The following is a 19275-nucleotide window of genomic DNA, read 5'->3' as shown; positions in this document are numbered from 1 at the left end:
GTCGATCCCTTTTTCACACCACCAGCAGCTTGCCCGCTGCCTGCTTGCGTTTATAGATAACCGTGGTCAGCACGAGCGGGATCACAATCGCCACCAGCATCGCCAGACCATAAATCGACCAGTACTGGGTTTTCACCGAGAGGATCGCCGGTAAGCCGCCGACGCCAATACCGTTCGCCATCACGCCGGTTAGCCCGCAAATCAGCCCGGCGCAGGCACCGCCGACCATGCCGCAGAGCATCGGGAAGCGATACTTCATATTGATGCCGTACATCGCCGGTTCCGTCACGCCGAGATAAGCCGAGATGGCGGCAGGCACTGAGATCTCCCGTTCATTAACCTTCTTGCTCACCAGGATAATGCCAACCACTGCGGAACCCTGTGCAATGTTGGAGAGGGCGATAATCGGCCAGACCGGCGTGCCGCCAAGGTTCTGAATCAGCTGCAGGTCGACCGCCAGCGTAGTCTGGTGCACACCGGTGATCACCAGCGGCGCATAGAGGAAGCCAAACAGCGCGGAGCCAATCGGCGCAAACGGCCCGGTCATCAGGTGGCTGACGCCCCAGGCGATGCCGTTACCGACCACACGGCCGAACGGCCCGATGATGGTATGCGCGAGGAACACCGCAATCAGCAGCGAGAGCACCGGCACCACCACCAGCGTCAGGTAATCCGGCACGATGCGTTTAAGCTTCAGCTCAATCCACGCCAGCGTCAGGCCAGCCAGAATCGACGGAATAACCTGCGACTGGTAGCCCACTTTATCGATGGAGAACCAGCCAAAGTTCCACACTTCCGGCGTCTGCTGCCCGAGCAGATAGGCGTTCATCAGCTGCGGAGAGACCAGCGTAATCCCCAGCACGATGCCGAGGATCGGCGTGCCGCCCATCTTCTTCACCACCGACCAGCAGATACCCACCGGAATGTAGAAGAAGATCGCCTCGCCAATCAGCCATAAGAAGTCGTAGATGCTTTTCCACACCGGCGACGCTTCGGTGAGCGGCGCGTCGTTGAACAGTGGCAAATCGCCAATCAGGTTGCGGAAACCGAGGATCAGACCGCCGCTGATCAGCGCCGGCAGCAGCGGAAAGAAGATCTCCGCAAAGTGCGAGATGAGGCTCTCATGCCACTTCATATTTTGCCGCGCCACGCGCTTGGCGCTCTCTTTGTCGGTGCCGCTCACCTGCGTATGTTGCAACAGCAGTTGATACCAGTCGCCGACATCGGTGCCAATCACCACCTGAAACTGCCCGGCGTTGGTAAAGCAGCCCTTCACCATCGGCAGTTTTTCAATCTCGGCGGGTTTGGCTTTTTTCGGATCGTTAAGCACAAAACGTAAACGGGTAATACAGTGACTGACGGTAGCGACGTTCTCTTTGCCGCCGACCAATTCAATAAGTTTATCAATATCCTGGGGGTTACTTTTTATCGCCATCTTTTCTCTTCCAGCAGGTTTTGATGAGTGAGCTGTTGTTATTACAGCTTTTCGTAAAAACTCTTACTCTGAACCGAGCGATAGAGACCATAGCGGCAACCTATACTTCCGCCTAGTTGGAACGTTCCAATTTTAGCAGGCGATCACAAAATAAACGGTGAAGCGCAGCGGCACAGAGAGGTGCCTTAGGGGATTCATTAATGCTAGTATCGCCGGGTCCGATCTTCAGGAGGCCCGTGCGGGAATGAGTGATAAAAAGCTAACGTTAAACGACATCGCCAAACTGTGCGGCGTCGGAAAGTCCACGGTCTCGCTGGTAATTAACAACAGCGATAAAGTGAAGAAAGCGACCCGTGAACGCGTTGAAGCGATTATCAAAGAGCAGGGTTACACGCCATCGAAAGCCGCCCAGGCGCTGCGCTCGCAGCGGGAAAAGATCATCGGCGTGATCGTCACACGTCTTGATTCCGCTTCGGAAAATCAGGCCATTCGCGCCATCCTTCCACAGATATACCAGCATGAGTACGATGCGATTTTAATGGAGAGCCTCCTCGATCCCACCCTGCTTGCCGCGCACCTTAACGTGCTGGCGCAGCGCAATGTCGAAGGGGTGATTCTGTTCGGCTTTTCCGGCGTCGATAAGAGCCTGGTAAAAGGGTGGAAAGATAAGCTGGTGCTCATCTCCAGCGCCCTGCCGGAGGTGGCGTCGGTGGTCTACGATAACGTCGGCGCAGTCAATGTGCTGATGGAGAAGATGCGCGACGCGGGCCACCGCAGCGTCTCCTATATCGGTGTCACCACTAACGATCCCACTACCGGGAATATCCGTTACCAAACCTACCTTGAGCGATGTGCAGCGTTTGGCATGACGCCGCACGCGGCGCTCGGCGATCTGAGCTATCAGAGCGGTTACGACCTGGCGAAAGGGCTACTCACAGCCGAGAGCGGCGCGCTGATTTGCGCCTCTGACACCATCGCCATGGGCGCGATTAAATACATTCAGCAGCAGGGGTGGAAGATTAAAGTCGGCAGCATTGGCAGCACGCCGCTGATGACCTTCCTACAGCCCGATGTGCTGAGCGTCAAAATGGGCTATCAGCAGGCGGGGCTGAAAGCCTCGCAGCTGCTGCTGGAGATGCTGCACGGAACGCGTACGCAAGAGCATATTGTTATCCCCTGCACCTTCCAGTAACGCCCAACGGAAATGACGCCTTCGTCAGACGAAAGCGTCACTCGCCTGGCCTTAACGGTAGACCAGCCCGCCATCAATCAGGATCGCCTGACCGGTTACGTAGTCGGAATCCGGCCCGGCGAGATAGGCCACCAGCCCGGCCACATCTTCCGGCGTCTCCGCACGACCCAGCGCAATACCCTCAACATATTTCTTGTAGGTTTCACCCAGCGGCGCGCCGGTGATATCGGAGAAACGGCGGTCAATCTCCTCCCACATGCCGGTGCCGACAATGCCCGGGCAGTAAGCGTTAACGGTGATGCCGCGGCTGGCATACTCTTTTGCCGCCGTCTGGGTTAAGGCGCGAACGGCGAATTTGGTCGCCGAGTAGACGCCCAGCAGCGCGAAGCCATCATGTCCGGCAATCGAGCAGGCGTTGATGATCTTCCCCTTCTGCTGACGGTCGATAAATTTCTTCGCCGCCGCCTGGATGCCCCACAATGTCCCCTGCACGTTGATGCGCATAATGCGATCCACCTCTTCCGGGGTGACATCGGCAAGCGGCTGCACCTGCGCGATACCGGCGTTATTGACGATAATGTCAAAGCCGCCCAGCGCCTCTTCCGCGTGATCGATCGCCGCATAGACCTGGTCGCGCTGCGAAATATCAGCGACAAAAGTCGCCACTTTACGACCCAGCGCCTGCACCTCTTTCGCCACGGCTTCAAGGTTGGCGGCGTTCATATCCACCAGCATCAGCGACGCCCCCTCTTTCGCAAGGCGAAGCGCAATCCCACGTCCAATTCCCTGGCCTGCGCCGGTTACCAGCGCCACTTTATTATCAATTGTCATGCTTTCTCTCTTATGGTTTGAGTTACAACTGCGCCGCAACAGACTGTCGCGGCAAACTTCACTACCTATTCATTGGTGCAGCGCGCGCCCGTCGGCAGCGAGGATCGCTTCATGCATCGCTTCAGAAAGGGTTGGATGGGCAAAGATCACCTCGTGCAGGCTCTCTTCCGTCGCCTCCAGCGTATGGGCAATGCCAAATCCCTGAATCTGCTCCGTCACATCGCTGCCCACCATATGCGCGCCGAGCAACTCGCCGCTCTGCGCATCAAACAGGGTTTTGACAAAGCCCTGCGGTTCGCCAAGCGCCAGCGCTTTGCCGTTGGCCTGATAGGGGAAAACGCCGACGCGGATTTCCCGCCCGCTGGCACGCGCGCGTGCTTCGGTTAAACCGAGGCTGGCCACCTGCGGCCGGGTGTAGGTACAGCGGGGGATAAAATCAGGGCTGACGGGTGCCGCGACGGGTAGCCCGGCGAGTGCCTCGACGCAGCGCACACCCTCATAGCTCGCTTTGTGCGCAAGGCACGGTGCGCCCGCGACATCACCGATGGCGTAGAGGCCGAAGACGTTGGTGCGACCGCGATCGTCGACATGAATAAAGCCGCGCGCCATCTCAACGCCGAGCGCCTCAAGACCAAGGTTTTCGATATTGGGCTGAATACCGGCGGCGCAGAGCACGCGATCGACCTCCAGCGTCTGCTCGCCGTCGGCAGTTTTCAGCAGGCAACTGACGCGATCGCCATTGACCTTCGCCGAGCGGATCTGCGCCCCGGTGAAGATCTGCATTCCGCGCTTCGTAAACTGCTGCTGCACCTGTGCCGAGACATCGCGATCCTCCAGCGGCAGGATCTGATCCGCCAGCTCCACCAGCGTCACGTCACAGCCGAGATCGTTATAGAGACTGGCGAACTCCGCGCCGATGGCACCGGAGCCGATCACCAGCAGCGAGCGCGGCAGCGCGGCGGGGTTGAGCGCCTCGAAGTAGGTCCAGATATGGCTTTTATCCGGTTCAATACCCGCTAGCGCGCGCGGACGCGCACCGGTCGCCAGAATGATGTGATCCGCGCGGTACTCCTGCTCGCCGCCGTCGATACTGCGCACCGCCACCCGCCCCTTCTCCAGCAGGCGGCCTTCGCCGTTGATCACCGTGACGTTGTGCTTTTTCAGCAGGAAGGCGACGCCGTCGGTCAGCCGCTGCGACACCGAGCGGCTGTACTCCACCAGACGGCGGATCTCAAAAGCGATCTCGCCGACGCTAAACCCCAGTTGATCGGCATGGCGCATGGCATGCCCGACCTCAGCGCCGTGCAGCATCGCTTTGGTCGGGATGCAGCCCCAGTTAAGGCAGATGCCGCCAAGGTGTGTCTTCTCCACCAGCGCGGTGCGCAAGCCTAACTGCCCGGCGCGGATGGCGGCGACGTAGCCGCCCGGCCCGCCGCCGATTATCAGCACATCAAAGCTGTTATTCACCGCGCGCCTCCTCAACCAGCATCAAAGAAGGCGTTTCGATAGCGCGTTGCAGATGCTGCATAAAGGTCGCGCCGACCGCGCCATCAATCACCCGGTGATCGCACGACAGCGAGAGCGTCAGCCGCTCGCGCGCCACGATCTGCCCTTCATGCACCACCGCGCGGGATTCCGCCGCCCCCACCGCCAGAATCGCGCACTGGGGCGGGTTGATAATGGCGTCGAACTGGCGGATGCCGAACATGCCGAGATTGGAAATGCAGAAGGTGCCGCCCTGAAAATCCTCCGCTTTCAGCGTACCCGCTTTGGTGCGCGTCACCAGCTCATGCAGTTGCCGGGAGATGGCACCGACTGTTTTGCGGTTCGCTTCGCGCAGAATCGGCGTATAGAGCCCACCGGGCAGCGCCACGGCGATGGCAATATCGGCGGTGTGAAAACGGCGAATGGTCTGCGATGCCTCGTCATACTGCACGTTCATCTCCGGCACGCTCATCAGCGCCTGGGCGCAGGCTTTCACCAGCAGATCGTTGAGCGTCACTTTGAGCGACGGCAGCGCGCTGTTCACTTCCCGGCGCAGCGCCTGAATACGCGTCAGATCGACCTCGCTGACGAGGCGAAAGTGGGGCGCGTTGCGTTTGGACTCCTGCAAACGGCTGGCGATAGTGCGCCGCATCGCCGAGAGCGGCTGGCTGTCGTAGGTCGCGCGCTCCTCAACCGCTTCTGCTGTTCGTGCAACGCTCTTCTCACCGCTGCCGCGCAGCGCGGCTAACGCTTCCACATCGGCGCGGCTGACGCGCCCGGCCGATCCTGAGCGGCGGCAGTCGTGCAGGTTGATCCCCAGCTGGCTTGCCAGACGGCGCGCGATAGGTGTTGCCGGGATCTGGCTATCATCCTGGGTGGTGTGGCGCGGCTTTGCTTTTACCGCCGCGCGCGGCTGCAACTCGGCGCTGCTGCCGCCTGCGGTAATGGCTGCCTGCAGATCGGCGACGGAGATACGCCCGTCGCGACCAGAGCCGCTCACCTTACTCAGGTCGATACCCTGCTTTTTCGCCAGACGCAGGGCATGCGATGTGGCATTCACCTGCGTCTCATCAGTTTCACCACGCAGCGCCGCCGGGATCGCATCCTGCGCGGCGGGTTTTGCCGGTGCAGGGGCTGAAGGTTCAGATGAGGTTGTCGCTGCTGGTGCGGGTGTCGACGGCGCGGTTTCTGCCGCTGGTTGCGGCGCACCGCTGTTGAGGCTGGCGGCAAAAGCGTCGAGTTCGCTCTCGCTCACAGCTTCATCGGCCACCAGTGCCAGCACCGCGCCAACCGGCAGCGTATCGCCCGGCTGAGCCAGCACCCGGCGCAGTACGCCGTCCCACGGCGCTTCCAGCACGTTGGTTATCTTGCTGGTTTCAATTTCACAAATATCCTGCCCCTGGCTGAAGGCGCTACCCTCTTTAATCAGCCACTGAGCCAGCGTCCCCTCTTCCATCGAGAGCCCCCATTTGGGGATCTCCAGCGTGCGGATTGTGCTCATGGTTACGCCTCCATCAGTTGTCGAACGGCGGCCTCAATGCGATCCACATCAGGGATCCAGAGTTTTTCCAGCGCGGGCGAGAAGGGAACCGGGGTGTGCGGCGGGGTAATTAACACGATCGGCGCTTTCAGGAAGTGGAACGCCTGCGAGGCGATCAGCGCCGCCACATCATGGGCGAAGCCGAAGCGCGCGGCGGACTCATCGACAATCACCACCCGCCCAGTAGAAGCAACGGATTCGAGAATGCCCTCCTCATCCAGCGGCGACACGGTGCGCGGATCGACCACCTCAACGGAGATACCCTCTTTCAGCAGTTTGTCCGCCACCTGGTTGGCTTTATGCACCATCGCCGAGAGGGCAATAATGGTGACATCCTCCCCTTCGCGGGTGTAATTGGCCTGGCCCAACGGCACGGTATAGCTCTCGTCCGGCACCTCGCCTTTCATGTCGTAGAGCATCTTGTGTTCGCAGAAGACCACCGGATCGTCGTCGCGAATCGACTGGATCAGCAGCCCTTTGGCGTCATAGGGCGATGAGGGCACTACCACTTTCAGCCCCGGCGTGGTGGCGAAAATGTTGTAGGGTGACTGGGAATGCTGGGCGGCAGCCGAAAAACCGGCTCCGATCATGCCGCGCACCACCAGCGGCGCTTTCGCCTTGCCGCCGAACATATAGCGGAATTTCGCCGCCTGGTTGTAGAGCGCATCGTGGCTGACGCCGAAGAAATCCATAAACATCAGCTCCGCCACCGGGCGTAAGCCGGTGACCGCCGCGCCAGCAGCCATGCCGATAATCGCTGATTCAGTGATTGGCGTATCGATCACCCGTTGCGAGCCAAACTGGGTCCACAGCCCTTTAGTAACGCCGAGCACGCCGCCGAAGGCCTCCACTTTCGCCTCTTCCGGCGCGTTGCCGCCGTGGCCGCCGCGCAGATCTTCACCGATCAGCACCACGCTTTCGTCGCGCGCCATCTCTTGCGCCAGCGCGTCGCGGATCGCTTCGCGGTAAGTTTTGATTGTCATGACGGGCTCCTCAGTAAGAGACGTAAACGTCGGTCAGCAGGCTTTCCGCCACCGGGTAGCCGGCGGCGCGGGCTTTGATCACCGCATCGTCGACCTGGGCTTTCACTTCGGCGTCAATCGCCTCCAGCGCCTCGCGCGTGAGCTTTTCTGCCGTTTTGCTGGTGAAGATTTTCAGCGGATCGTGATCGGCGCGCAGGCGCTCAATCTCCCCTTCCCCACGGTAAAGCCCCGGATCGCCCTCAAAGTGGCCATGCCAGCGGAACGCTTTCGCCTCAATCACGCTCGGCCCGCCGCCTTCACGGGCGCGCTTCACGGCTTCAGCCGTCGCTTCGTAAACGGCAAAGAAATCGGTGCCATCTACAGTGACGGCAGGCAGGCCAAACCCGGCGGCGCGCCCGGCGATATCGCGGCCGCCAACGGCGTAGTTATGCCCGGTCGCTTCACCGTAACCGTTGTTTTCAAAGACGAAGATGGCGGGCAGTTGCAGCACCACCGCCATGTTGATGGCTTCAAACACCAGCCCCTGGTTGGAGCCGCCGTCACCGGTAAATGAGACGGCAACGCCGCCGTTATTACGGGTTTTCGCGGTCAGCGCCGCGCCAATCACCAGCGGCGGCGCGCCGCCGACAATGGCGTTCGCGCCGAGCATCCCTTTCGAGAGATCGGCAATGTGCATCGAGCCGCCCTTGCCACGGCACAGACCGGCATCTTTGCCGAAAATCTCCGCCATCATCGCGTGGATATCGCACCCTTTGGCGATGCAGTGGCCGTGCCCGCGGTGGGTGGAGCCGATGTAATCCGTCTGCTGTAAGTTCTCGCAGACACCGACGGCGATAGCCTCCTCGCCGGTATACAGGTGGATGAATCCGGGAATGTCACCGCTGGTGTTTTCAGTGTGCAGGCGCTCCTCGAATTCACGTATTTCACGCATTTTGCGATAAGCCTTTAACAGCTGTTGTGTGTTCAGCTCCATAGCTCCGTCCTCAGGTTGTATACCCGCGAGCGCCAGCACGGCGACCGGCAGGGGTTGCGGAAGTGGGGTTACTCTATAAGCGGGTCTTAAGGGGGGATAACCCCCCAATTGGGGGGGAGAGCGGGACTAAAAGAGATAAATGCGATAAGGGTCAAGTTCTGGCAGGTTACAGGCGGGTGTCAGTTACTTACACTTAGCAGCGACTTTTGTGAACAGGGGCAGGCTCGTATGAAATCGTTGACCTCAACAGACTCTCTGCTTGCGGCCAGCTATCGCGAGGAACCTTTCCGCTTCACGCGCCGGCTGCCGCTGATCCTCACCAAATTAACCCCGCCCCGCTCGCCGGGCGTGCTGCTTGAGCGTGACCGCCTGCTGGCCAGGCTGGATGAAGCCGCCGATGGTGCGCTGACGCTTATCTGCGCCGCGGCCGGTTCCGGGAAAACAACGTTGCTGGCGCAGTGGTATCGCCGTCGCCAGGAGCAAGGTGACGCCATCGGCTGGCTGAGCCTTGAAGAGGATGAGAACGATCCGGCGCAGTTTGCTCGCTACCTGGTCACCGCCCTGAAGCCGCTCTACAGCGGCTGGGGCGAGGCGCTCGCCCCCTTTTTGCAGGGCGATATGACGCCGGATCTCTCGGTGCTGCTGGCGGAGCTGACCAACCAGCTGCACCGCTGCCCGCACCCGGTGTGGCTGATCCTTGATGATTACCACGCCCTGACCCACCCCGCGCTGCACGAGGGCATAAGCTGGCTTATCAATCACGCGCCCGATTCGCTACACCTGATCATTGGCAGCCGTTTTCGCCCGCCGCTGGCGCTGAGCCGCCTGGCGCTACAGGATGCGCTCAAGGAACTGCACGACGAGGATCTGCGTTTCACTCTCGCCGAAGCGCAGGACTACCTCAGCGACGCCGCGCGTACGGCGATCCCCGTCGCGCAGGATGTTCAGCGGCTGATGCTGGCCACAGAGGGCTGGGTGGCCGGGATCAAGATCGCCGCGCTGGCACCGGACTGGCACCACGATCCGCAGCGCTTTCTGGCGCCTATTCCTTCCGGTTCACGCACCCTGGCGCGCTATCTCGATGAGGTGATCTTTACCCCGCTGCCGGAGGCGGTGGTCGATTTTCTGCTGCAAACCGCGATTCTCAACCGCCTCACCCCGGCGCTGTGCGATGCGCTGACCGGACGCGAGGACGGCGAAGCGATGCTCGGCTGGATCCAGCAGCATAATCTCTTTATCACCGCGCTGGATGAGCACGGCGGCTGGTTTCGCTACCACCACCTGATGCGCGACGCGCTGCTGGCCCGCTTGCAGCAGAGCGAACCGGCGCGCATGCGGCAGCTGCATGAGCGCGCCAGCAACTGGTTTGCCGGGCAGCAACTCTGGGCCGAGGCGGTGCGCCACGCGCTGGCGGCAGGGAAAAGCGGCGCACGGCATGCCGAAGCCAGCGCGCAGTCCCTCGCCGAAGAGGGGGATATCGACACGCTGGTGCGCTGGATGCACTTTCTGCCGCTGACGCCCGATCCGTCGCGCATTGATTTGCAGCTCAATCTCGCCTGGGCGCTGGCGCACCACTTCCGCTTCCAGGCTTCGCGCGAACTCCTCGACGGCATTGATGCGATGACGCATGACGCCGCGCTGACGCACAGTGTGCGGGTCAAGCTGCGGGTGGTGCGGGCGATTTGTGAAGCCTTCGCCGAGAACATTGAACTCAGCGTGGCACTGGTGGAGCCGCTGCTGGCGGAGATCCCCTGCGGTGATCGCTGGGTGGATGGGCTGGTGTGCAACATTCTCAGCTACTGCCACCTCGTTAATGCCGGCCGGGGCAGGCGCTGGCGGTGCAGAGCAGGTTGCCGGAGCTGAAAGTGGCAAACCGCAATCTGTTTGTTGATGTCTGGCGCGCTTTTGTCATCGCCCAGGCCCATTTACGTCAGGGCAATCTGGCTGACGCAAAACGGGTGGCGGCGCAGACGCTACAAGCCGCCGAGGCGCAAACCGGCAGCAACTCCAGCAGCGGCGCAACGCTGGCACCGATTCTGGCGGAGGTCGCCTGGGAGCGCGAGGAGCGGCAGGATATCGACGCGCTGCTGGCGCTGCGCCTTGAGATGATCGAGACCTTTTGCCCGCCGGAGGGGCTGAGCCGCTGCTTTATCGTTCTCTCACGCCAGGCGGCGCTCAACGGCCAGCTTGCGGAGGCGAAACGGCTTCTCACCTATGGCGGCGAGCTGACGCGCCAGCGCCAGTGGCTGCGCGCGCAGGCGGCGCTGCTGGCGGAAACGGTTGAACTGCATCTGCGTGATGAGTCGCTCTCCCCGGCCCTGGAGACGCTGGACGCGCTCCGGCAGTTGCACAGTGAACATGCTGAAAACGGAGCGATCGGCTTTTATCGGCGGGTCAGTGAAAGCCGCATCGCCCTTGCCGAGGGCCATGCCCATCAGGCCGCCGCTGCCTTTGCAGTGCTGGCCGACGAGCAGCAGCAGCGGGGCGAAGCGCGCTCTGCCCTGCGCTTACGTCTGGCGCAGGCCGCCGCCCTCTGGCATGCCGGGGCGTATCAACAGGCGGGTATGGTTTTCACCTCACCGCTGCAACAGGCGCTTGAGCGAGGTTTACTGCGCAGCCTGCTCGATCTCGGTGCGGTATTAGTAGGGCTGCTGGACGAACTGCTTGCCCGCCAGGCAACGCCGGAGGCGCTCCGGCAACAGGCTGCAACCCTGCGACAGCAGGCGGTCGAACGGTTTGGTTTACCGCCGAAACGGCACGATGAGGCGGAAGAGACGCGCTATCTCACCGAGCGTGAGCAGCAGACGCTTGAGCTTATCGCCAGCGGTCACTCGAACAAAGAGATTGCCCGCGTGCTGGGGATTTCGGCGGAGACGGTCAAATGGCACTTAAAACAGATGTATGAGAAGTTGCAGGTCAGCAGCCGGATGCAGGCGGTAAACCAGGCGCGTGAGTGGAAGTTGCTGAAAGTGGAGTAGTGCGGCGCGCTGCGTAACAGCGGCTGAAATGGGTGGGGGCCCTGCCAGCTACATCCCGGCACACACGTCCTTTGCCCTGGCTGCTTCCTTCCGGACCTGACCTGGTGAACAAAGTAGCATTGCGGGAGAACCAACAGGGCCCCCATTGAGAGCGAAGGTTGATAACCAACGCGCTGGCGCATTATCCCCATCCGGCAGGGCAATTGCAACCCATAGGCTGACGGATGCTGGTTTCTTGCGCAATCGCCCCTTCACAGCGGGTAAATCGCTGTTTATTCTGCCCCCTTCTCTGCTCAGGAGCATGTGATGGATACGCAAGACTCTTTTCCCCGCCGGGTATGGCAAATTGTCGCCGCCATTCCGGAGGGTTATGTCACTACCTATGGCGAGGTGGCGAAACTGGCCGGTTCGCCGCGCGCGGCACGCCAGGTCGGCGGTGTGTTAAAGCGCTTACCGGAGGGCAGCACGCTGCCGTGGCATCGGGTGGTGAATCGCTATGGGGCTATTTCGCTGAGCGGGCCGGATCTACAAAGGCAGCGTCAGGCACTGCTGGCAGAGGGCGTGGTGGTGTCGGGAAGTGGGGAGATTGATTTGAACAAGTATCGCTGGCGCTATGAGTAGCTCCTCCCCCGCAGGAGAGGAGCAAAACGCACGCAGATTAGTACTGGGTCGGCGCCGGAGTGGCGTTAGACGGGGTGACCTGCGTTGGTGATGTCGACGGTACGGTGTTCGGCGTACCACCGCTCTGCTGCAGCGGAACCGCGGTCTGCTGAACCGGAACCAGCGTCAGGTCGACTTTGGTGCCGCCCTGGTTGATAACCGGCTTAACCGAGTCGGTGATAAACACCATCTTGTTATCAACGGTGATCGCTGCACTCAGCAGGATACGCGCGTTTGGCTGGATGTCGGCCGGGTTAAACGGCAGGACATAGCTGTACGGCGGCTGTTTGCCATCGGTTCGCACTGCTTTCTGCGCCAGCACTTTCGACGGCGCGTTGGCCTGGGTGGCATCAGAAACGGTAACGGTTAACACCGCATCCGGCGGCAGCGCCACTTTCTGACGGATCCAGACCGTACCGGTCACGCTTGGCTGAGCAATCGCCGCTTTATGGGTTGCGGACGGCGCATTGGGATTAGGTGCCGGCGTTGGAATATCGCCGCCTTTTTGGGCGCACGCCGATAACGCGACTGCGACTGCTAAACCACTTAACATGGGCACGAGTTTCATTGATCTCTCCTTATCTTCAATGCACCTGCAGGCGCAGCGCCTGCCAGATGTGTGTGGCTAAACCTTCGTAACCTGAACAAGTGTGGCACATATACCCGATATATTCCTGTAAACACCAATTCATTCAGATTATTGCACCCATCGGACCACTCCATTTTCCAGGTTATACTCAGGCAATATATGCTACGTCAGCCGCTATTTATTTGAGGAATTGTATGAGTCAGGCGCTATCTAATCTGCTGGCATTATTGAATCTGGAAAAAATTGAAGAGGGGCTGTTCCGTGGGCAGAGCGAAGATTTAGGTCTGCGCCAGGTCTTTGGCGGCCAGGTGGTTGGGCAGGCGCTCTATGCGGCGAAAGAGACCGTTCCGGCAGACCGCCTGGTGCACTCTTTCCACAGCTACTTTTTGCGCCCCGGCGATAGCCAAAAACCGATTGTTTATGACGTGGAAGTGCTGCGCGACGGCAACAGCTTTAGCGCTCGCCGCGTGGCAGCGGTGCAGAACGGCAAACCGATTTTCTATATGACCGCCTCCTTCCAGGCACCGGAGCCGGGCTATGAGCATCAAAAAACGATGCCCGCCGCGCCCGCGCCGGACTCGCTCAAATCGGAAACGGAGATCGCCCGCGATCTCTCGCACTTGCTGCCGCCCGGCGTGAAAGAGAAGTTCCTCAGCGACAAGCCGCTGGAGATCCGCCCGGTCGAGTTCCATAACCCGCTGAAGGGCCATGTGGCCGATCCGGTGCGTCAGGTGTGGATCCGCGCCAACGGCGTGCTGGATGAAGATTTCCGCATCCACCAATATCTGCTTGGCTACGCCTCGGACTTTAACTTCCTGCCGGTGGCGCTGCAGCCTCACGGCGTTGGCTTCCTTGAGCGCGGCATGCAGGTGGCAACTATCGACCACTCAATGTGGTTCCATCGCCCGTTCAATATGAACGACTGGCTGCTCTACAGCGTGGAGAGCACCTCCGCCTCCAGCGCCCGCGGCTTTGTGCGCGGCGAATTCTATACCCAGGATGGCGTGCTGGTGGCCTCCAGCGTGCAGGAAGGGGTAATGCGTAACCGCAACTAAGCCGGTTGTGTTACCGCCAAAAGAAAAGCCTCCGTACGCGGAGGCTTTTTTATGCTCAGGAGATACTCAACTTATCAGGCGTTGTAGGCGTTTTCGCCGTGGCTGTTGACGTCCAGCCCTTCACGCTCTTGCTCTTCCGGTACGCGCAGGCCAACCGTCATATCCGCCAGTTTGTAGCCGATAAAGGCGACGACCGCAGACCAGACGATGGTGATGCCCACGCTCTCCAGCTGCACCAGCACCTGATGGCCCATGGTGACGCCGGAGGCGAAGCCTACGCCGCCGAGGGAGGTGGAGGCGAAGATGCCCGTCAGGATACAGCCGATAATGCCGCACACGCCGTGAACGCCGAAGACATCACACGGATCATCGACGCGCAGCATACGTTTCAGCGCCGTCACGCCCCACAGACCCGCCAGACCGCACACCAGACCGACAATCAGCGCGCCGCCGACACCGACATAACCACACGCCGGGGTGATACCCACCAGGCCAGCAATCGCACCGGAGCAGGCACCGAGCAGCGAAGGCTTGCCGCGCATTGCCCACTCGCCAAACACCCAGGAGAGGATCGCGGCAGCAGTGGCGACCACGGTGTTCACAAAGGCCAGCGCGGCGATTTCGTTGGCGCTGCTCGCCGAACCGGCGTTGAAGCCAAACCAGCCAACATAGAGGATCGCAGTACCGATAAAGACCATCGGCAGGTTGTGCGGTTTAAACGCCTCTTTGCCGAAGCCGACGCGTTTGCCAATCAGGTACGCACCCACCAGGCCTGCAATCGCGGCGTTGATGTGCACCACCGTACCGCCGGCAAAGTCGAGCGCGCCGTGGGTTGCCAGCAGACCGCCACCCCATACCATGTGCGCAATCGGCACATAGGAGAGCGTCATCCACACCACCACAAATATCAGCACCGCAGAGAAGCGAATACGCTCGGCGAGCGCGCCGACGATAAGCCCCACGGTGATGCAGGCGAAGGAGCCCTGGAAAGCGACATGGATGTATTGATAGATGCTGCCCATCACATCAGTGAGGGCAATATTTTTCAGCATCACCCAGTTGAAGCTGCCGAAGAAGCTGTTGCCTTCGCTGAAGGCGAGCGAGTAGCCGTAGACCACCCAGAGAATGCAGACCAGCGCGAAGGTAACCGCCACCTGGGTCAGCATTGAGAGCACGTTTTTGCCACGGATCAGGCCGCCGTAAAAGAGCGCGATGCCCGGAATGGACATAAACAGCACCAGCGCGGTGCAAATCATCATAAAACCGTTATCGGCTTTATCCGCAACGGCCGGCGCGGCAAGCGCCAGGCCCGGCAGCAAAGCCAGCGAGGCAAGGGTAGCTTTTACTGTTTTCATTCTCATTTTTCCGATCCCTATCACTGTGTGTCAGCTATTACAGCGCCGCTTCGTCGGCTTCGCCGGTACGAATACGGATCACGCGTTCGAGTTCGGCAACGAAAATTTTGCCGTCGCCAATTTTTCCGGTGTAGGCCGCTTTACTGATGATATCGATCACCTCATCAAGCTGATCGTCGGCGATCGCCACGTCGATTTTTACTTTTGGCAGGAAGTTGACGCTGTATTCCGCACCGCGGTAAAGCTCGGCATGCCCCTTCTGACGGCCAAACCCTTTTACTTCCGTCACGGTCAGCCCCTGAATACCAATCGAAGAGAGCGCTTCACGCACATCTTCAAGTTTGAATGGCTTAATCACCACGGTTACCAGCTTCATAGATTCCCCTCACTCGACATTCGCAAATGGACGCAGCCAACATGAGGAAGGTATTGCAAGGGGTGTGCCAGAAATGTGAAGGCGCGCGTTTTCGCGCAATAAAGAGACAAAGCCAGAAGCGGTGATGGGCGGCGCAAGCGCACTGATGATGCAGAAGCGGCGGAAAAAAGAAAAACGCACCATGACAGTGCATGGTGCGTTACATTTTTGCACCACCAGGCGCTGATGCGCGCAGGGTGCTTAATTTTGGTGCATCAGGCGCTGAGCGACTCTTCCCGCGTGCTGGCCGCCAGCTCTTCACCCGCTAACTGCAGCTGGTACATCTGGTAGTAGCGCCCTTTCGCCGCCAGCAGCTGCTGATGGGTACCGCGCTCAACCGCCTGTCCGCGGTGCAGCACCAGGATGGTTTCCGCTTCGACAATGGTCGATAAGCGGTGGGCAATCACCACCAGCGTGGTCTTCTCGCGGATCGCCGCCAGCGCCTGCTGGATCGCCTGCTCGGTGCCGGAGTCAATATTCGCCGTCGCTTCATCCAGGATCAGGATCTGCGGGGCATCAACCAGCACGCGCGCCAGCGCCAGCAGCTGTTTCTGCCCGACGGAGAGATTATTCCCCTGCTCGCCAAGGCGGGTGTAGATGCCTTCACTCAGGGTGCGTGCCAGGTCGGCAAGCTGGACAATCTCAAGCGCTTTCCAGACGCGCTCTTCGCTGATATCCCGCCCAAGAGTGACGTTGGCGAAGAAGCTGTCGGCCAGCACCACCGGATCCTGCTGCACCATCGCGACGCCTTTGCGCAGCGCGCTGTGGCCTAGCGTGGCAAGCGGGCGACCGTCGAGGCGGATCTCCCCTTTGGTTAACGGGTAGTAGCCCATCAGCAGGCTGGCAAGCGTACTTTTACCGCTGCCGGTATGGCCGACCAGCGCGACAAAGCTGCGCGGCTCAACATGCAGGGAGATATCCTGCAATACCAGTTGATCTTCGCGGTAGGCGAAGGAGAGGTTTTCAATGTCGATCGCCCCGCTGTGCAGCGGCGTCTCGTCATCGCCGTAGTTCTGGCGCGGTCGATCCATCAGTTCGAAGACGCGCTCACCGGCGACCACCGCCTGTTGCAGCATCGACTGCTGGGTCGTCAGCTCGATCAGCGGCTCGTTAAGGCGGCCAAGGTAGCTGATAAAGGCGTAAAGCACCCCAACCTCCACCGTGCCGACGGTTGAGAAGCCAAACAGCATCAGCAGGCCGCAGAGCACCAGCGCGGAAAAGAGGCTAAGCAGCGGGCGCAGCAGGAAGCCATCGAGGCGCAGGGTTTGCATCCGTGCGAAGTAGTGCGAGCGGCTCGCTTCGCTCATGCGCTCGCCGAAGCGCGCCTGCTGGCGGAACTGCTGGATCACGCTCATGCCGTTGATGATTTCGTTAAAGCCATCGTTGATATCGGCAAGGTAGGCGCGCATGCGCCGCACAATCGGCGTGCTGAAACGCTGATAGATCAGCATCACGATAATCACCGCCGGGAAGATGCCCATCGCTACCAGCGCCATACGCCAGTCGAGGCTGAACATCGCCACCAGCATCGCGCCAATTAGCGCCGCGCTGCGCAACACGGTGGCGACCACCGTTACGTAGAGATCGCGGATCACTTCGGTGTCGTTGGTCACGCGCGAGATAATCTGCCCTACCGGCTGGGTGTCGAAGGCGCTGAGCGGCTGGCGCAGCGCGGCATCCATTACATCGGTGCGCAGCTGTTGCACCACGCCGACCGCCGCCTGGTTAAAGAGCAGCGCCTGGGCATAGTGCAGCCCTGCCGCCAGCAGTTGCAGGCCAACATAAGCCGCCGCCAGCCCGGCGATCAGCGCAAGCGGAAGATAACTTTTCGCCACCATATTATCGATAAAGTAGCTGATCAGCGCCGGGCCGGAGACTTCGGCAATTGCCGCCACCCACAGCATCAGCACTGCTTTACTGAGCGGCTTGCGCCACGGTTTACCGTAGACCAGCAGACGTTTCAGCGTTGGCCACTGACGAGAGAAGTTACGCATCCCCGGCCTCCTGCGGATGGTCGTCCAGCGCCGCTTCCAGTTGCTGATACCGGTACATGTCGCGATACCAGCCAGGCTGGCGCGCGAGCTGCTCATGTTGGCCGCGCTGGGCGATATGGCCATGTTGCATAACGATAATCTCACTGGCTTCCGTCAGCGCCGACAGGCGATGCGCGCTGATAATTACGGTGCGCCCTTCGCCCCACTGGCGCAGGTTGTGCAAAATCTGGTGTTCGGTGCGCCCATCCACCGCGGAGAGGGCGTCATCAAGAATAAGGATTTCGGCATTCAGCAGCAGCGCACGGGCGATGGAGATACGCTGTTTCTGCCCGCCGGAGAGCATCACGCCGCGCTCGCCCACTTCGGTGTCGTAGCCCTGCGGCAGGCGCAGAATGTCGTCATGGACGCTGGCAAGCTTCGCCACATGCTCAATCTCCTCCTGCGTCGCACCGGGCCTGCCAAGGGCAATGTTATGGCCGATGGTGTCGGAGAAGAGAAACGGCGTCTGGTTGACGACAGCAAGGCGGCTGCGCCAGCTGTCCAGTTTCAGCTGCGTCAGCGGCATATCGTGGAAGCGAATATCGCCCGCGTCGACATCAAAATGGCGCTGAATCAACGCCAGCAGCGTACTTTTCCCCGCGCCGGTCGGGCCGCAGATGCCGAGCATCTGGCCCGGCTCAAGGGTCGCGCTGACGTTGGTCAGCGCCGCGCTGTCGGTTTGCGGATAGTGAAACGCTTTGATGGAGAGCGTTAAGGTGCCGCGCTCGGCGGGCACGGTTTCCGTGCCGTCGTTCACCACCGGCGCTTCCGCCAGCATATCGCGGATGCGGCTATAGGCCGCGCTGCCGCGCTCGACGATGTTAAACATCCACGCCAGCGCCAGCATTGGCCAGATCATCAGCCCAAGATACATGGCAAAACTGGTCAGCTCGCCGAGGGTCAGCGAACCATGCACCACCATCCAGCTGCCGCCGCCAATCGCCAGCATGTTTGCCATGCCGATGGCGATATAGATAGTTGGATCAAAGCGCGCATCGACGCGCGCCACGCGCATGTTTTTCGCGCCGGTATCCGCCGCCTCGCTGCCAAAGAGCGCCGACTGGCGATCTTCCAGGCCAAAGGCTTTGATCATGCGGATGCTGGTCATGCTCTCCTGGGTGCGATCGTTTAACGCAGAGAAGGCCGCCTGCGCGGCTTTAAAGCGGCTGTGCAGCTGATCGCCGTAGCGCTTGATCACCAGCGCCATAATCGGCATCGGCAATAACGACAGCAGGGTTAGCTGCCAGCTGATCTGGGTTGCCATCACAATCAGTACCACGCAGCCCATCACCAGCGAGTCGACCAGCGTTAACACCCCTTCCCCGGCGGCAAACACCACGCGATCCACATCATTGGTGGCGCGCGCCATTAAATCGCCGGTGCGGTGGCGCAGATAAAATTCCGGGTGCTGGCGGCTGAGCTGGCGGTAGAAATCCTCGCGCAGTTCAACGGCGAGCTGATAGGAGGCTCCGAAGAGCCAGACGCGCCAGACATAGCGCAGCAGATAGGTGACGACGGCAATCGCCACCAGCGCTGCTACCCACATCCACACCTGCTGATGGGTAAACTGCTTCTGGGTGACGCCATCCACCACAATCCCCACCACTTTTGGCGAGACCAGCTGCAAGATAGCAATAATGATAAGTAAGGCGACGGCGCCGAGGTAGCGCTGCCACTCCCGACGAAAATACCAGCCTAACTGAGCAAATAATCGCACGCGGTTACATCCTGAACGTGAATTGCCGACGGTC

General features: G+C 60.5%; 14 protein-coding genes, 1 other RNA gene and 1 pseudogene. 4 read left to right on the top strand and 12 right to left on the bottom strand.

What is annotated here, in order from left to right; all coding sequences use genetic code 11:
- Nucleotides 1–13: 13 nt before the first annotated feature.
- Nucleotides 14–1435 carry a PTS trehalose transporter subunit IIBC gene (gene treB, locus BWI95_RS11240; protein WP_076769485.1) on the bottom strand — a complete coding sequence of 474 codons (1422 nt, stop codon included), beginning with the start codon at nucleotides 1433–1435 and terminating at the stop codon, nucleotides 14–16.
- 244 nt (nucleotides 1436–1679) lie between these two features.
- On the opposite strand from treB, the gene treR reads away from it, so the two are divergent.
- Nucleotides 1680–2627, top strand: a complete 948-nt coding sequence (treR, locus tag BWI95_RS11235) for a trehalose operon repressor TreR (protein WP_054804464.1) — start codon at nucleotides 1680–1682, stop codon at nucleotides 2625–2627.
- 51 nt (nucleotides 2628–2678) lie between these two features.
- Here the strand turns inward: treR and BWI95_RS11230 are convergent, their stop codons facing one another.
- From BWI95_RS11230 to BWI95_RS11210, 5 genes are all read right to left on the bottom strand, one after another.
- Nucleotides 2679–3458 carry an acetoin reductase gene (locus BWI95_RS11230; protein ID WP_042717102.1) on the bottom strand — a complete coding sequence of 260 codons (780 nt, stop codon included), beginning with the start codon at nucleotides 3456–3458 and terminating at the stop codon, nucleotides 2679–2681.
- Between the two features lie 69 nt (nucleotides 3459–3527).
- A complete protein-coding gene (gene lpdA / locus BWI95_RS11225; protein WP_076769484.1) occupies nucleotides 3528–4925 on the bottom strand; it encodes a dihydrolipoyl dehydrogenase in 1398 nt (465 codons plus the stop codon).
- Complete coding sequence (locus BWI95_RS11220) at nucleotides 4918–6444, bottom strand: 2-oxo acid dehydrogenase subunit E2 (protein ID WP_076769483.1); 1527 nt, start codon at nucleotides 6442–6444, stop codon at nucleotides 4918–4920. The genes lpdA and BWI95_RS11220 overlap by 8 nt, the downstream gene beginning before the upstream one ends.
- A gap of 2 nt (nucleotides 6445–6446) precedes the next feature.
- Nucleotides 6447–7466 (bottom strand): alpha-ketoacid dehydrogenase subunit beta, encoded by a 1020-nt coding sequence (locus tag BWI95_RS11215; RefSeq protein WP_042717108.1) that lies wholly within the window; start codon nucleotides 7464–7466, stop codon nucleotides 6447–6449.
- 10 nt (nucleotides 7467–7476) lie between these two features.
- Nucleotides 7477–8439, bottom strand: a complete 963-nt coding sequence (locus BWI95_RS11210; protein ID WP_023478290.1) for a thiamine pyrophosphate-dependent dehydrogenase E1 component subunit alpha — start codon at nucleotides 8437–8439, stop codon at nucleotides 7477–7479.
- 228 nt (nucleotides 8440–8667) lie between these two features.
- Between BWI95_RS11210 and BWI95_RS11205 the strand changes: the two are divergent.
- Nucleotides 8668–11417, top strand: a pseudogene (locus tag BWI95_RS11205) (LuxR C-terminal-related transcriptional regulator).
- 39 nt (nucleotides 11418–11456) lie between these two features.
- On the opposite strand, the gene ffs reads toward BWI95_RS11205, so the two are convergent.
- An RNA gene (ffs, locus tag BWI95_RS11200) (signal recognition particle sRNA small type) lies at nucleotides 11457–11553 on the bottom strand.
- Between the two features lie 170 nt (nucleotides 11554–11723).
- Here ffs and BWI95_RS11195 point away from each other — a divergent pair.
- On the top strand, nucleotides 11724–12038 hold the full coding sequence (locus BWI95_RS11195) for an MGMT family protein (RefSeq protein WP_054804465.1): 315 nt from the start codon (nucleotides 11724–11726) through the stop codon (nucleotides 12036–12038).
- 37 nt (nucleotides 12039–12075) lie between these two features.
- Here the strand turns inward: BWI95_RS11195 and BWI95_RS11190 are convergent, their stop codons facing one another.
- On the bottom strand, nucleotides 12076–12645 hold the full coding sequence (locus BWI95_RS11190; RefSeq protein WP_054804466.1) for a YbaY family lipoprotein: 570 nt from the start codon (nucleotides 12643–12645) through the stop codon (nucleotides 12076–12078).
- 215 nt (nucleotides 12646–12860) lie between these two features.
- On the opposite strand from BWI95_RS11190, the gene tesB reads away from it, so the two are divergent.
- The gene (tesB, locus tag BWI95_RS11185; RefSeq protein ID WP_023478293.1) at nucleotides 12861–13721 is read left to right on the top strand and encodes an acyl-CoA thioesterase II; all 861 of its coding nucleotides are present in this window, start codon (nucleotides 12861–12863) and stop codon (nucleotides 13719–13721) included.
- Between the two features lie 74 nt (nucleotides 13722–13795).
- Here the strand turns inward: tesB and amtB are convergent, their stop codons facing one another.
- The 4 genes from amtB to BWI95_RS11165 all read right to left on the bottom strand — a co-directional run bounded on the left by amtB (nucleotide 13796) and on the right by BWI95_RS11165 (nucleotide 19241).
- Nucleotides 13796–15082 (bottom strand): ammonium transporter AmtB, encoded by a 1287-nt coding sequence (amtB, locus tag BWI95_RS11180; protein ID WP_023478272.1) that lies wholly within the window; start codon nucleotides 15080–15082, stop codon nucleotides 13796–13798.
- 31 nt (nucleotides 15083–15113) lie between these two features.
- Nucleotides 15114–15452 carry a P-II family nitrogen regulator gene (gene glnK / locus BWI95_RS11175; protein ID WP_023478250.1) on the bottom strand — a complete coding sequence of 113 codons (339 nt, stop codon included), beginning with the start codon at nucleotides 15450–15452 and terminating at the stop codon, nucleotides 15114–15116.
- A 254-nt stretch (nucleotides 15453–15706) separates the two neighbouring features.
- Nucleotides 15707–17485, bottom strand: coding sequence for a SmdB family multidrug efflux ABC transporter permease/ATP-binding protein (locus tag BWI95_RS11170; protein WP_054804468.1), 1779 nt, complete (start codon nucleotides 17483–17485; stop codon nucleotides 15707–15709).
- A complete protein-coding gene (locus BWI95_RS11165; RefSeq protein ID WP_054804469.1) occupies nucleotides 17478–19241 on the bottom strand; it encodes a SmdA family multidrug ABC transporter permease/ATP-binding protein in 1764 nt (587 codons plus the stop codon). The genes BWI95_RS11170 and BWI95_RS11165 overlap by 8 nt, the downstream gene beginning before the upstream one ends.
- Nucleotides 19242–19275: the final 34 nt, after the last annotated feature.

Source organism: Kosakonia cowanii JCM 10956 = DSM 18146 (genome assembly GCF_001975225.1).
GTDB classification, from domain to species: Bacteria; Pseudomonadota; Gammaproteobacteria; order Enterobacterales; family Enterobacteriaceae; genus Kosakonia; species Kosakonia cowanii.
This window is presented reverse-complemented; position numbering and strand designations above follow the sequence as displayed.